Origin of the sequence: Mogibacterium timidum ATCC 33093, from assembly GCF_000525775.1 — a bacterium.
In the GTDB taxonomy this organism is placed as follows: Bacteria; Bacillota; Clostridia; order Peptostreptococcales; family Anaerovoracaceae; genus Mogibacterium; species Mogibacterium timidum.
This window is the reverse complement of sequence record NZ_JALU01000003.1, coordinates 88,793-103,051: the sequence shown is the minus strand read 5'-3', so window position 1 is coordinate 103,051 and position 14,259 is coordinate 88,793. Positions and strand designations below refer to the sequence as shown.

The 14,259-nt window shown below is 42.6% G+C and carries 9 protein-coding genes; all 9 read left to right on the top strand.

What is annotated here, in order from left to right; genetic code table 11:
- Positions 1-322: 322 nt before the first annotated feature.
- The 9 genes from HMPREF0581_RS08180 to wecB all read left to right on the top strand — a co-directional run bounded on the left by HMPREF0581_RS08180 (position 323) and on the right by wecB (position 14,259).
- A complete protein-coding gene (locus HMPREF0581_RS08180) occupies positions 323-2,017 on the top strand; it encodes a CHAP domain-containing protein (RefSeq protein WP_051426869.1) in 1,695 nt (564 codons plus the stop codon).
- A 267-nt stretch (positions 2,018-2,284) separates the two neighbouring features.
- Complete coding sequence (locus tag HMPREF0581_RS01000; RefSeq protein WP_036379497.1) at positions 2,285-4,060, top strand: NTP transferase domain-containing protein; 1,776 nt, start codon at positions 2,285-2,287, stop codon at positions 4,058-4,060.
- A gap of 28 nt (positions 4,061-4,088) precedes the next feature.
- On the top strand, positions 4,089-5,765 hold the full coding sequence (locus tag HMPREF0581_RS00995; protein ID WP_084645295.1) for a BCCT family transporter: 1,677 nt from the start codon (positions 4,089-4,091) through the stop codon (positions 5,763-5,765).
- A complete protein-coding gene (locus tag HMPREF0581_RS00990) occupies positions 5,758-6,621 on the top strand; it encodes an NTP transferase domain-containing protein (protein ID WP_036379495.1) in 864 nt (287 codons plus the stop codon). Before HMPREF0581_RS00995 ends, HMPREF0581_RS00990 begins: the two co-directional genes overlap by 8 nt.
- A gap of 199 nt (positions 6,622-6,820) precedes the next feature.
- Positions 6,821-8,692 (top strand): polysaccharide biosynthesis protein, encoded by a 1,872-nt coding sequence (locus HMPREF0581_RS00985; protein WP_242835178.1) that lies wholly within the window; start codon positions 6,821-6,823, stop codon positions 8,690-8,692.
- Between the two features lie 48 nt (positions 8,693-8,740).
- Positions 8,741-9,952 (top strand): DegT/DnrJ/EryC1/StrS family aminotransferase, encoded by a 1,212-nt coding sequence (locus tag HMPREF0581_RS00980; protein WP_036379492.1) that lies wholly within the window; start codon positions 8,741-8,743, stop codon positions 9,950-9,952.
- On the top strand, positions 9,953-10,639 hold the full coding sequence (locus tag HMPREF0581_RS00975) for a sugar transferase (protein ID WP_036379490.1): 687 nt from the start codon (positions 9,953-9,955) through the stop codon (positions 10,637-10,639).
- Positions 10,640-10,705: 66 nt separating this feature from the next.
- Complete coding sequence (locus tag HMPREF0581_RS08860; protein WP_242835177.1) at positions 10,706-13,177, top strand: glycosyltransferase family 4 protein; 2,472 nt, start codon at positions 10,706-10,708, stop codon at positions 13,175-13,177.
- A complete protein-coding gene (wecB, locus tag HMPREF0581_RS00960) occupies positions 13,174-14,259 on the top strand; it encodes a non-hydrolyzing UDP-N-acetylglucosamine 2-epimerase (RefSeq protein ID WP_036379488.1) in 1,086 nt (361 codons plus the stop codon). The genes HMPREF0581_RS08860 and wecB overlap by 4 nt, the downstream gene beginning before the upstream one ends.

Sequence of the window (14,259 nt, the reverse complement as noted above, 5' to 3'; positions counted from 1 at the left end):
GATGGTGTTGTCGACGTTTATAACAGAGCATGCACTGAAGCTGAATTTTGATGAAGAAGGCAAGAGACGGCAGTGAAGGGGTATTTAAATGTTTAGAAATGAGTATCTCCGTTTATCTAAGGACTGCATACTGATAATAGAATGCCTATGCAAAATATCATAGGGTATTTACCTGGATGGCTTTTTATCACAGGCGTTTTACAATCCTACGACTTGTGCAATTTAGGGGAAATCCTTTTAGGTTGATTTAAGATGAAAAGTATTATATGGTGTAAAAAGATTACGGTGTCTATTCAATTTAATAATTGGGAGGGAGCATTAAATGTCCGACATAGCTAATAATGTAGTTCGTTCGAATAAGCATTGGTGCCATATTGCATTAACATTCATGTGCATGTTGATGCTTATTTTAAGTTTTTGCTTGGTAGTAAACGCTGAAAACGGAGAGACTAATACAGAGGAAGTTGCTGGTAATGAAACGGCAGTTCAGTCTGAACAAAGCGAAAATGTATCAGAACCTCAGAATGAAACTAACAGTGAAGAAGCTACACAGGCGACAGACTACAGCCATGAGACAAGGTCAGCAGCCTATGCTGCAGGCAATGAGGCAGTATCTGAAACACCTGTTGCAGGTGCCTGGAAAAAAGAAGTCGGTGGCTGGCGTTTCTACAATAAGTCTGGCGCAATACAGAGAGGCTTTTGCTATATTGAGGGCAAGAAGTATTACTTTGGGCCGAACGATGGTCTTATGAAGACGGGTTGGCAGATAATCAATAGAAGCTACTACTACTTTGGTGCGGCAGGTGATGGCGCTATGAAGACGGGTTGGGAGAAGATTGGCGGATATTGGTATCATTTTGAGACTAACGGAGCTATGTCTTATGGACTAACCGATGTTGGATCTTCAACCTATTACTTTGGAGAATCGACAGATGGAGCTATGAAGATAAGCTGGCAGCTGCTTTACAACTGTTACTACTACTTCGGCGGTGCAAACGATGGCGCTATGAAGCAGGGATGGCAATATATTGGCGGATATTGGTATCACTTCGGAGAGACTGGTTACATGGAGACGGGCGTGCAGACGATTGCTGGGAAGAACTATTACTTTGGTTCAGCAGACGATGGCGCTATGAAAACTGGCTGGCAGAAAATTAGGGCTGCATGGCTATATCTAGGTGACACAGATGATGGTGCAGCGAAGACAGGCTGGCAACAGGTTGGTGGCTGTTGGTACTACTTCGATAAGTACGGCATTATGAAAACTGGTATGCAGTCAATCGCTGGAAGCCTATATTATCTGGGTGGTGCGAATGAGGGCATCATGAGGACAGGCTGGCAGCAGATAGAAAGCAAGTGGTACTACTTTAATGGATCAGGTGCTGCAGAGACAGGTTGGCAGCAGATTGGCGGATATTGGTACTATTTCGAAAACAACCACATACTGGTAAGCGATGCTGTGAAGCAAATCGATGGGCACACGTATGTGTTTAATGCTGACGGCGTGATGCAGGCTAATGAATTTACATTTAAGGGTAAGAGATACTTTGCCGATGCATCTGGTGCAGTTATCGAAATAAATGAGATAAATGACGTTATTAAGTACGGACTTAAGTTTCTGGGCGAGAATGGCAATAGATTCAATGATTGGTATTATAACGGAAACACGAAGTATCGCTCTTTGGCATGGTGCAACACTTTCGTATCATACGTAATGAGCAAATGCGGAATTAACTTCAAGAGTACAGCGTACGTCCCCCATGCAGAGCAGTGGATGCATAGCAACTACAAGTGGGTTGATTACAAAGATGCAAAGGCTGGGGACGTAATCATTTTCTGTTGGTCTGGTAAAGGAAACAACAGTGGAAGTGGAAACAGAGATCATATTGGATTTCTGATCTCTAGGAACCCTGATGGTACATTCACGACACTGGAGGGAAATACAAGTGGAGGGATAGTTGCCATAAGAACTAGATATGCAAAGAATATCAGAAATATCTTCAATCCAAGACGTTAACATTTCGAATGTAAGCCGTCAGGTGTCAAATCACAAGATGCTGAACAGAAGAGCACATATCAATAGATCAGGCTAAGGGTAAAGGACCAGGTGAAGAACTTGGTCCTTTTGTGTGCCATGCTATGTCGTAATTTTTGAAAGTATAATACGTTATGCAGCTGCGTTCACTAAATGTATATATTGTATGTTCATGAAAATGGTGATATTATGTATGACGAACAGCGGAGTTATGAATCAATTAATTTATGAGAAATTGTGAGATGCGATATGAAGGTTAAACTATCAACGACTGAACTTGACGTTCTGAAGACTTTGAACAATAGCGAAGGCGCAACGCAGAGAGAGATTGCTGAAGCTAATGGTGCGTCTCTGGGCAGTATTAACGGCGCTATTGTTAAGCTAAAGGAGCTCGGTTACGTAGGGGCGGATAACTGTATAACGACGAAAGCGATCGAATTGCTTGAAGGTACTAAGCCGCAAAATGCGGTTATACTTGCAGCCGGATTTGGTATGAGGATGGTTCCGATCAACACAGTTTATCCGAAGGCGATGCTCAAGGTTCATGGAGAGGTTCTTATTGAGCGCCTTATAAGGCAGCTTCACGAAGCAGGAATCCACAAGATATATGTTGTGGTCGGCTTTATGAAGGAGAGCTTTGAGTACCTTATAGATGAATATGGTGTAAATCTAATTACAAACAGTGATTATGCAAGTAAGGAAAATCTACATTCTCTCAAGCTTGCAAGCAAGCATCTCGGAAACACGTATGTAATCCCGTCAGACATCTGGTTTAGAGAAAATCCGTTTAGTCAGTGTGAGCCATACTCCTGGTATATGGTTTCAGATAGCAAGAGCGCACACAGCAAAGTCAAATTAAATAGAAATAAAGAGATTGTCAATGTTGGAAATTCTGCTAACAAGCAACTTAAGATGCTGGGCATAGCATATGTGACTAGCGAGGATGCCGACGAGGTGAGACGAAGAATTACAAAGTTTAGCAATCGAGATGATTGTTTCTGGGAGGATGCGCTTTACACAGAAACGAGGCCTCGTAAAATGATTCTTTTTGGGAAAAAGGTGCCGGAAAACTACGCAGTGGGAATCAACACGTATGACCAACTTTGCGCCTTTGACTCCGACTCAGAGAGTCTTCAGTCAGATGCAATCGACATACTCGCCAAGGTTTTTGATGTAGATACGAGTGAAATTACCAATATCGAAGTCCTCAAAAAGGGCATGACCAACAGGTCGTTCCTATTTAGGTGTAAGGGCGAAAAATACATCATGCGAATTCCCGGAGAAGGCACTGAGCGACTAATTAATAGAAGCCATGAGTATCAAGTGTACGAGGTGATCAAAGATAAAGGGATAAGCGATGATATACTGTACTTTGGCGTAGAAAGTGGGTATAAAGTCACTAAATTCATAGAGAATACCCGAACTTGTGACCCGGAAAACTGGAAAGAAGTCGCAGAATGCATGAATGTTCTTAAAAATTTCCATAATTTAGATTTAAAAGTGGATCATGACTTCGATATATTCGGGGAGATTGACCTATATGAAGGACTTTGGGGTGAAAATAAGTCGATTTATAGGGATTATAATAAGACTAAAGATAAAATATATCAGTTGAAGGATTTCATTGAGTCACTAAACCCTCATAGGTGCTTAACTCACATAGATGCGGTGCCTGACAACTTCCTGTTTTGTGACGGTGGAAGCGGAGAAATCGATATCAGGATCATTGACTGGGAGTATGCGGGTATGCAGGATCCTCACGTGGATTTGGCGATGTTCTCACTGTACAGCATGTACACAAAGGAAGAAGTCGACAGACTGAATGATTTGTACTTTGATGGCAAGTGCGAGGATGTTATTAGAGCGAAAATATATGCATATATCGCAGCCTGTGGGTTGCTATGGTCGAATTGGTGTGAGTATAAGAGACAATTAGGCGTAGAATTTGGAGAATACTCGCTAAAACAGTATAGATACGCTAAAGAATACTACAAACACGCATCAGCGTTGATAGAAAGTCTATGATTTTACAAAAAGAAAGGAAAATGCCGATATGAATAAGAAAAACGGCGTATCAGTTGCAAGAAAGCAAATTGATTGGGTGATAACGCTTGTGCCACTAGCGATAATATGTGGTATGAGTGTACTGTTCTTTGCGTTTCCCAATAGATCAAAGTCTGTTTTAACGGACATTCGTTACGTACTCGGCGACAGATTCGGGTCATATTACTTAATCATCGGGGTGTTGATTCTGTCAATTTCTCTATATATGGCATTTTCCGGATACGGAGATATAGTGCTGGGCGGACAGGATGAGAAACCCAAGTACAGCTTCTTTACTTGGGGCGCGATGATGTTCACCTGCGGACTTGCGGCTGACATCCTGTTCTACTCCTTTGCAGAGTGGGTGCTATATGCTACCGATCCTCACGTTAAAAGCCTAGGTTCAATTCAGGAGTGGGCCGGCGTATTCCCTCTATTCCACTGGAGTCTTATCCCTTGGGCATTTTATCTAGTTCTGGCAGTTTCGTTCGGCTTTATGCTGCACGTTAGGAATAGAGACAAGCAGAAGTTCTCTGAAGCTTGCAGACCTGTTCTTGGCAAGCACACGGACGGAATCGTTGGCAGGTTGATAGATCTTCTGGCGGTGTTCGCGCTCATTGCAGGCACAGCAACGACGTTTAGCGTAGCCACTCCGTTGATGGCAAGCATCATCAAGATTGTGTTCCACGTTGAGCTTAGCCGTATCACTCTTTCGATAATAATTTTGCTGATAACATGCGCAATTTACACTTATTCGCTGTTACACGGATTTAAGGGTATCAGTATTCTTGCAAAGATATGTATTTACCTGTTCTTCGGACTGCTTGCGTACGTGTTGTTCTTTGGAGGCAAGACGGGATACATCATTGATACAGGAATAGAGTCGATGGGCAGAATGATTCAGCACTTCATCGAACTGTCAACATTCACAGATCCTGAGAGAAAGACCCTGTTTCCACAGAATTACACTATCTATTACTGGGCGTACTGGATGGTTTGGTGCGTGGCTGCTCCGTTCTTCATCGGAACGATTTCTCGCGGTAGAACCGTAAGACAGACTATCGTCGGCGGATATGGCTTTGGAGCAGGGTCAACGATTATCAGCTTTATAATTCTGGGGAATTACTCGCTCGGAAAAGAGCTAGTCGACGGCATTCCACTCATCAAGTCGTACACCGAGAGGGGTGATATGTACAACCTCATCATCAATATCGTAAAGACGCTCCCAGGTTCTACTGCAGTGCTTATAGTACTAATATTGACCATGGTTGCGTTCTACGCAACTTCGTTCGACTCAATCGCATACATCGCTTCGTGCTACAGCTATAGAAGGCTAAAGGATGGGGAGGCGCCGAACCGCATGATTCAGCTTATGTGGTGCTTGCTGCTTATCGTTCTTCCGATTGCACTGCTGTTCTCAGAAAGCTCAATGAGCAATATACAGTCAGTCAGCATAATAGCGGCTTTTCCGATTGCCGCAGTCATTACGTTAATCGCAGTCAGTTTCCTCAAGGATGCGGGCGAATTAATGAAGACGCGAAGTGGGAGAGTGGCTGGAACTGCCGTGGCAGAAGTCTATGGCAATAATGTGGCGGAATGCGATTGTAACGCTGAGACAGAGAACTCTTCCAGAGGTGGCATACAGATTGATGGTAGCGAAGAACATGAGGATTCAAAAGATGCATAAGGTTGATAACGCAATAATACTGGCAGCAGGAGCATCAAGCAGATTTGCGCCGCTTTCTTACGAGAGACATAAGGCTTTAATCGAAGTTAAGGGCGAGGTCCTGATTGAGCGTCAAATAAGACAGCTCAGGGAAGCCGGAGTCGAGAAAATATATGTAGTTACAGGTTACAAGGGCGAACAGTTTAAGTATCTTGGGGAAAAATACAGAGTGCAACTCGTACATAACAGTGAGTATGCGACTCGCAACAACCATTCGAGTATTCATGCGGTAAAGGATATAGTTAAGAATTCGTATATATGCTCAGCGGATAATTATTTTACAGAAAATCCGTTTAACTCGTCGGAAGAGACGGCTTTTTATAGTGGCATTTACTCCGAGGGATATACTAAGGAATGGTGCATGAAGGCTGATGGGGACGGTTACATAACTGACGTTCAAATTGGTGGAGCAGATGCTTGGTACATGCTCGGACACGTATTTTGGGATGAGGAGTTCAGCAAGAAATTCGTCAAAATCCTTGAGCAGAGCTATGGAGACGAAGAAATCATCGATAAACTCTGGGAGGACATATACATTGAACATATCGGTACGCTCCGGATGAAATTAAAAAAATATGCAACCGAGTCCATATTTGAATTTGACACGCTTGACGAACTAAGAGAATTCGACGAATCGTATATCGAAGACACTCGTTCGACGATTCTAAAGGATATAGCGATTAAGCTGGAAACGAGAGAGTCTGAACTGCATAAAATTCAGGCGATTAAGGTTGTGGACAATTGTGCAACAGGATTTAAGTTTGAATGCGAGGGCAGAGAATATTCTTACGAATATGGCTCGGGAATTCTAAAATAGCTGCTGGCCATATGAAGCAACGGTGGATTTAATATGAAATAATTACAAAGAAAGAGTCTTTGTTATAATTTGACAGTTTTTAAAGGTCTTGTATTTTTGACTAATTCGTTCATAATAGGTACAATATTATGATAGATTTGGTGTGCGCAAATTTATGAGACTAATATGCATGATGACTTCAGGGAAAGCAGGCATGAATATGAATATTAACAACAAATTGAATTTTGATAAAGCATCTCTTATCAAGACAAGCCTACTTATAATCTGTGATTTGGTGGCAATCGAGGTTTCGTCATTCCTGGCACTCTTTATAAGATTTGACTTCTCGCTAAATGAGCCAATGGGTTCATATTGGGAGATGTTTAAGAGTCATCAATTTGTGGTGATGTCCCTCGGGATTGTAATATTTGCAGTTTGCCATATGTATTCAAGCCTGTGGTCGTATGTAGGTATAAGGGATATGCTTAACGTATTTGTTGCAACTGTCCTATATACACTCATGGTTACAACTGTATTTGCTTTCTTTGAACAAAGGAGTTACGGAATGCCGAGAAGCTTTTATTTGCTTTCCGGTGGATTTTTATTTGCAATAACTTTTTTTGTGAGATTTATTGCCAGAGCGGCTAGAGAGCTCAAAGGTATTGGCAATAGCCGCGGACAAGCAAAGAGAGCTATGATTATAGGTGCAGGTGCTGCAGGAGCCGGTCTCATTAAGGAGATTAAAGCAAACCCTAGCCTTAAGAAAAAGATTATATGCCTAGTAGATGACGACGAGTCTAAAACCGGAAAGAGAATGAATGGAGTGCGTATTGCCGGCACGACGAGGGATATTGAAGTTCTTGTTCAGAAATACTCTATTAATCAGATTCTGCTTGCTATGCCGTCTGCATCAGGCGAAGAGAAGAAAAGGATTCTCGATATATGCAAGCAGACGGGGTGCGAGCTTATGATTGTCCCGGGAATATACCAGATTATTCGCGGTGATGTTAGCGTGTCGCAGCTCAAACACGTAGATGTAAACGACCTTCTAGGAAGAGAGCCTATTGAAGTCGACATAGACGGAATTATGGAGTATGTATCTGACAAGGTTGTTATGGTTACAGGAGCCGGCGGCTCTATCGGAAGCGAGCTTTGCAGGCAGATTGCCAGTCACAATCCTAAACAGCTGGTTATGCTGGACATTTATGAAAACACAACATATGAGATACAAAATGAGCTTAAGAGAGAATTCCCTGAGCTCAATCTTGTCGTGCTTATAGCTTCTGTAAGAAATACAAAAAGAATAGACCATATATTCGAGATGTATAGGCCTGATATAGTCTACCATGCGGCTGCGCACAAACATGTTCCGCTTATGGAATCTAGCCCTAATGAAGCTATTAAGAACAACGTTCTCGGAACTTGGAAGATTGTGCTCGCGTCTGACAAATGGAACGTTAAGAAGTTCGTTCTCATATCAACAGATAAGGCAGTAAACCCCACTAATATTATGGGGGCATCTAAACGTCTCTGTGAGATGATTGTGCAGACATATAACAACAGGTCTAAAACGGAGTTTGTTGCGGTTAGATTTGGAAACGTACTCGGGAGTAACGGAAGTGTTATTCCTCTATTTAAAAGACAGATTGCAGAGGGGGGGCCGGTTACAGTTACGCACCCTGATATCATCAGATATTTTATGACCATCCCAGAGGCGGTTTCGCTTGTGCTACAGGCAGGAGCTTTTGCAAAGGGGGGTGAGATATTCGTGCTTGACATGGGGAAGCCGGTTAAGATTGATGACCTGGCTAGAAATCTGATTCTACTATCCGGACTTAAGCCTGGAATTGACATTGAAATTAAGTACGTAGGGCTGAGGCCTGGCGAGAAGCTGTTCGAAGAGCTTTTGATGGATGAAGAAGGACTTCAGGATACGGCAAATAAGATGATTCATATTGGGCATCCTATTAATATTGATGAGGAACGATTCATCGACGAGCTTAACGAGCTCAAGGATTATGTAGAGGCTGAGCCTAATGATATCAAGAGGTATATCAAAAACATAGTCCCAACATATACGCCTAAAAACTAGGGTGTATAATGACATGGTTGTTTTAAAATGTTAGGAGGCATATCGTAGATGAAAGTACCATTTTCACCACCTGATATTTCAGAGTTAGAGATTAATAGAGTTATAGAAGTTCTTAAATCCGGCTGGATTACAACCGGTCCGGAGGTTAAGGAGTTCGAGATAAGAATTGCGGAGTATATTGGAGTTGACAAAGCCGTTGCACTCTCTTCAGCTACTGCATCACTTGAGGCAGTTCTTCATATTCTGGGAGTCGGTGAAGGTGATGAGATTATAGTTCCGGCATATACATACACAGCTTCGGCGAGCCCGGTTGTACACAAGGGCGCGAAGCTTGTAATTATCGATTCAGCGCCGGAGCAGTTCGAGATGGACTATGACAAGGTTGCCGAGGCGATAAATGAAAATACAAAGGCTATCATCCCTGTCGACCTAGGCGGAATGGTATGTGACTATGAAAGACTATTTGATATAGTAGAGTCTAAGAAGAGTCTATTTAAGCCGACTAACAAACTACAGGCCGCGATCGGCAGAGTAGCTGTAGTTTCCGATGGGGCACATGCTTTCGGTTCTGTAAAAAAGGGAGTTAAGGCTGGTGCAATTGCCGATTTTACCTCGTTTTCGTTCCATGCAGTTAAGAACCTGACAACTGCAGAAGGAGGAGCTCTAACATGGAGAAACATTGAGGGCATCAACAACGAAGAGCTGTACCATGAGCTGCAGTTGTATTCGCTTCATGGACAATCCAAGGACGCTCTGTCCAAGAACAGAGCCGGCGCATGGGAGTACGATGTAATGTATCCTGCGTACAAGTGCAATATGACAAATATCAATGCGGCTATTGGAATTGCCCAGCTAGACAGATATGATGGCTTGCTCAAGAGGCGTAGGGAGCTCAACGAGAACTACAGAAATGCTCTTGAAAAGCTTGGACTCAAGGTTATGCATCATTACACAGATGAGATGACTTCAACGGGACATCTGTATCTGGTGAGGATTCCGGGAGCTACCATAGATGACAGAAATGCAGTGATTCAGGATATGGCGGAACGCGAGATTGCTTGTAACGTTCATTACAAGCCGCTCCCGATGATGACTGCATATAAAAATCTCGGATTCGATATTAAAGATTATCCAAATGCTTATCATCAGTACGAGAATCTGATTTCGCTACCTGTTTTCTCAACGATGACCGATGAGCAGAATGAATACGTTATAGAGAATTTCGTTGATAGCCTTAAGAAGAGGGGGCTTATTAAGTAGATGGTTTTATGCAAGTGGAATGACCTGCCTGAACACATGAGGTGCGATGAAGTAAAAGAATACTACGACATCCTAAACTCTAGAAAGGGCTCATTGATAGCAAAGAGGATATTTGATTTCGTCATTTCGCTGCTGATGACTATCATTCTCTCGCCAATACTCTTGATTTTGATTATACTGATAAAAATCGATGATCCGGGTCCGGCCTTTTTCAGACAGGTGAGGGCGACGACTAACGGCAGAGAATTTAGGATTTTTAAGTTCAGGACTATGGTTGTAAATGCCGAAAAACTTGGCGCACAGGTTACGCAGGAAAATGATCCGAGAGTTACCAAAATTGGGCATAAGCTTAGAAGATACAGACTGGATGAGCTTCCACAGCTATTAAATGTCATCACCGGGGATATGTCGTTTGTCGGAACCAGACCTGAAGTGCCTAGGTATGTAGCGTGTTACTCGAATGAGATGCTTGCAACACTGCTCCTTCCTGCAGGCGTAACTTCTGAGGCGAGTATAACATACAAGGATGAAAATGAGCTTATAGGATGCGCGGAAAACCCTGATGAGGTATATGTTGAAAGGGTTTTGCCGGAAAAGATGAAGTATAATCTTGATGCCTTGAGAAACTTTAGCTTCGTAGGGGAAATCAAGACTATGCTGAAAACGGTTGGTGCCGTAATTAGATAGAACAGAACGAACGATGCAAATTACAATCTCTATTAACCTGCTGAAGCGGGCGCATTGGAGGATAGTTTGAAGATATTACTGATTAATCACTACGCTGGATCTCCCGAGATGGGAATGGAGTTCAGGCCATACTACTTATCTCGTGAATGGAATAAGCAAGGGCACGAAGTTACGATCGTAGCTGGCGGATATTCGCATTTGAGAAAGTCAAATCCTCAAATTTCGAAGGATTTCGAAGAAAGGATGATTGACGGTATTCGTTATGTGTGGATTAAGACGGCTTCGTATAATCGAAACGGAATAGCACGAGCCTTTAGCATGTTTGAATTCAGTAGAAAGCTATTTGCAAACGCCGAATACATATCGGAACATTATAAGCCGGACGCTGTAATAGCATCTTCAACGTATCCGCTGGACACATATTGTGCAGATAAGATAGCTAAGCTTTCAGGTGCGAAGTATATTCACGAAGTCCATGATATGTGGCCGTCAACTCTATACGAGCTGGGCGGGATGTCCAAAAACAATCCTTTTGTGCGTCTAATGCAGCACGCAGAGGATTTTGCTTATAGGCACTGCGATCAGGTCGTGTCACTGCTTGACCATTCAAAAGAATATATGATTCAGCACGGTCTTGCTGAAGAGAAATTCAACTGTATATCTAATGGTGTAATCAAGGAGGAATGGGAGAACCCTGCTCCAATCCCTAAAAAGCACAGTCAGATATTGAGCAAAATGAAGAACGAAGGCAAGTTTGTGGTAGGCTATTTTGGTGGGCATTCCATATCCAATAATCTGGATATGCTTCTTACTGTTGCAAAGAAAATTTCCGATAAGGAGATATGCTTTGTATTGGTCGGAGACGGCAGCTACAAAGAGAGACTTCAGCAAAGTGCTAAAGAACAGAATTTGGAGAATGTCGTATTCCTACCTGCTGTCGATAAGAGCGCGATTCCCGATTTAATCAGCTATTTTGACATCGTTACAATCTTTGCGGCAAATACCAAGCTATACAGATTCGGGATCTGTATGAACAAGATGTTCGACGCGATGATGGGCGGAAAACCATTACTTCTTTCCGTGACAACACCTGAGACACTGGTTGAAAAAGCAGACGCAGGTATAGTTATAAAGGCGGGAGACGTAGAAAGCTATATAAAGTCTATAGAGAAACTCAAGAACCTTCCGGAAGAAGAACTCAAGAATATGGGAATGCGTGGTCACGAGTTGGTATCATGCGAATATACATATGACAAGCTTGCGAATAAATTCGTAGGAGTGATGGAGAAAACTGGGCGGAGAATCCTTCTAATCAATCATTACGCTGGATCACCCGAGATGGGAATGGAGTTCAGACCGTACTACATATCACGTGAGCTTGTCAAAACGGGGCACAATGTAACTATTATTGCGGGTAGCTTTTCTCATCTTAGAAAGACAAACCCGGCTATAAGTGAGAACTTTACAGAGCAAGAAATCGATGGGGTAAAGTACGTATGGATTAAGACTGACGAGTATGATAGCAACGGTATAGCCAGAGCTTTAAGCATGTATCACTTCTGCAGGGCGCTTACTGTGAACAAGAAGGAAATAGTTGAGCGTTACAAGCCGGACATAGTCATTTCATCATCTACCTATCCGCTTGATTCGTATCCGGCATACCGAATTGCAAAGCTGGCCGGTGCGAAGTACATACACGAGGTTCACGATATGTGGCCGCTGACACTTTACGAAGCGGGCGGAATGAGCAAAAAGAATCCATTTGTAATCGCTATGCAGTTTGCAGAGGATCACGCATACAAGAAATCAGACGTTGTGGTATCACTTCTCCCTCATGCAAAGGATTATATGACCGAACATGGGATGAAGCCTAATCACTTCAGGTATATACCCAATGGTGTTGTAATAAATGAGTGGGACACTACGAGAGAGGTTCCGAGCGAGCACCGAGAAGCTTTTGATAAGCTAAAGGCAGAAGGGAAATTCATTATCGGATATTTTGGAAGCCACGAGCTTTCATACGGGCTCTACAATTTGCTAGATGTGACAAAACAACTAAACGATGAAAATATTCATCTAGTAATGGTTGGCAAGGGCAAGCTTAAGGATGAGCTAATAAGTTATGCGAAGAAAAATGCGATAGACAACGTAACATTTTTGCCGCCGGTAGAAAAGAGAATAATCCCGGCGATAATTGACAAGTTTGATGCGATATTCATAGGCACAATTGAGTCCCCGCTATACAGATTCGGAATCTGTATGAACAAGATGTTCGATTCCATGATGGCTGCAAAGCCAATCGTAATGGCGATAACAACTCCATCAACGCCAGTGAGTGAGTCAGGATGCGGGATCATAACAAAATCGTGCGATAATGATGCGATAAAAGCTGCAATCAGAAAGATTCAGGCAATGAGTGAAGATGAGCGGAACAAGATGGGAATGCTCGGACGTGAAGCAGTACTGAGTAAGTATACATATGAAAATATTGCAAGTGAATTTGAAAAGGCATTTGAGCAAAAGAGGTGCATGGGATGAAGATAGTGACCGTAATTGGAGCAAGACCACAATTTATTAAAGCAGCTGCTGTTTCGCGCAAGCTGGAACAACACTGCGACGAAGTGATTGTTCATACTGGTCAGCATTATGATGCTAATATGTCGGAACTATTCTTTGAAGAACTTCATATCCCAAAGCCTAAATACAATTTAGGGGTGGGCTCGGGATCGCATGCGAGGCAAACGGCAGAGATGCTGGTCGGAATAGAAGACATCTTGATTAAGGAAGCCCCGGATTACCTTATGGTATATGGGGATACGAATTCCACACTTGCGGGAGCGCTTGCAGCATCCAAGATACATATACCCGTAATCCATGTAGAGGCCGGCCTTAGATCATTCAATATGGCTATGCCGGAGGAACAAAACAGGATATTAACTGACCACATCTCAAATTTACTGTTTTGTTCTACAGATGCATCTATTGAGAATTTGTCCAATGAGGGAATCACAAAAGGTATATACAGAATCGGTGACGTTATGTGTGATGCGGTTCTGTATTACTCACGAGAAATAGACAAGAAGGCTAGAGAGCAGTATTTTGAAGAGCTCCATTATATATTTGGTAAGAGAGAGAAAGTAGACCGTTGGTATCTTTCAACTGTTCATAGAGCTGAGAACACAGACTCTGTTGAAAAGGTTAGGACGGTTCTCAAGGCCTTCGAGAGTTTTGATGCTCCTGTTATTCTTCCAGCTCATCCTAGGACGTGTAAGATGATTGAGCAGATTAACGAAGAGGAGCATTTGCAAAACACAATTTGCGTAGAACCAATAGGATATCTTGAGATGTTGTATTTTACAAAGAATGCAGTTAAAGTTGTTACTGATTCAGGCGGCTTACAGAAAGAGGCGTATATTCTCAATACCCCTTGTGTGACTTTGCGTGAACAGACTGAGTGGGTAGAAACTCTAAATGGAAATCATAATGTGCTCGCTCACATCGATGAGGAGGACATACTTGATAAAATTAATAATACCGTTATTTCTAAAGAAAGGGGAAACTACTACGGTGTGGGGGATGCCGCAGATAAGCTAGTTAAAACGATTATTTCGGAGGAATAA

Excerpts from the sequence above, each read along its gene's own strand:
- HMPREF0581_RS00975 (WP_036379490.1), top strand. The coding sequence starts at position 9,953 with ATGGTTTTATGCAAGTGGAATGACCTGCCTGAACACATGAGGTGCGAT.
- HMPREF0581_RS00980 (WP_036379492.1), top strand. The coding sequence starts at position 8,741 with ATGAAAGTACCATTTTCACCACCTGATATTTCAGAGTTAGAGATTAAT.
- HMPREF0581_RS08180 (WP_051426869.1), top strand. The coding sequence starts at position 323 with ATGTCCGACATAGCTAATAATGTAGTTCGTTCGAATAAGCATTGGTGC.
- HMPREF0581_RS00995 (WP_084645295.1), top strand. The coding sequence starts at position 4,089 with ATGAATAAGAAAAACGGCGTATCAGTTGCAAGAAAGCAAATTGATTGG.
- wecB (WP_036379488.1), top strand. The coding sequence starts at position 13,174 with ATGAAGATAGTGACCGTAATTGGAGCAAGACCACAATTTATTAAAGCA.
- HMPREF0581_RS00985 (WP_242835178.1), top strand. The coding sequence starts at position 6,821 with ATGAATATTAACAACAAATTGAATTTTGATAAAGCATCTCTTATCAAG.
- HMPREF0581_RS01000 (WP_036379497.1), top strand. The coding sequence starts at position 2,285 with ATGAAGGTTAAACTATCAACGACTGAACTTGACGTTCTGAAGACTTTG.
- HMPREF0581_RS00990 (WP_036379495.1), top strand. The coding sequence starts at position 5,758 with ATGCATAAGGTTGATAACGCAATAATACTGGCAGCAGGAGCATCAAGC.